Consider the following 469-nt stretch of genomic DNA (forward strand, 5'->3'; position numbering starts at 1 on the left):
TGGCACCGGATGATGTGTACAAAGGCGACCAGACTGTCACCACCGCCATCAAAGGCGTGACCGGCGGTGAGCATTTCGAGAACCTGGTGCCTGGCACTACGGCGGTGAATACCACCGTTACCGATACCCCGGGCACCGACAACACGACGACAGTCACCCTGACTGCGCCAAGTGCCGTTAACGAGGGTGGCCAGATCACCTACACCGCGACCTTGAGCAATAAGGCCGGTACCGACGTCACGCTGAAACTCGACAACGGTTCGTCGATCACCATCAAGGCGGGCGACACTGTCGGCACCGTGACTGTCCCGGCGCCTACCGATGACGTGTTCATCGACAAGAGCACTCAGACCGTCCAGATCACCGACGCTTCCGGCGGCAACTTCGAAAAACTCGAAGTCGCAGGCAATGGCGCAACCACCACGATTAACGACACCATCGACAAGGTTGACGTTGTTCTGACCGCCAC

At 59.1% G+C, this 469-nt stretch carries 1 protein-coding gene; it reads left to right on the plus strand.

The features are described 5' to 3' along the window. Window positions 1–469, plus strand: a 469-nt coding sequence (locus KVH01_RS29495; protein ID WP_217883806.1) for an immunoglobulin-like domain-containing protein, incomplete at both ends; no start/stop codon positions are given.

Source organism: Pseudomonas khavaziana (assembly GCF_019145205.1).
GTDB lineage: Bacteria > Pseudomonadota > Gammaproteobacteria > Pseudomonadales > Pseudomonadaceae > Aquipseudomonas > Aquipseudomonas khavaziana.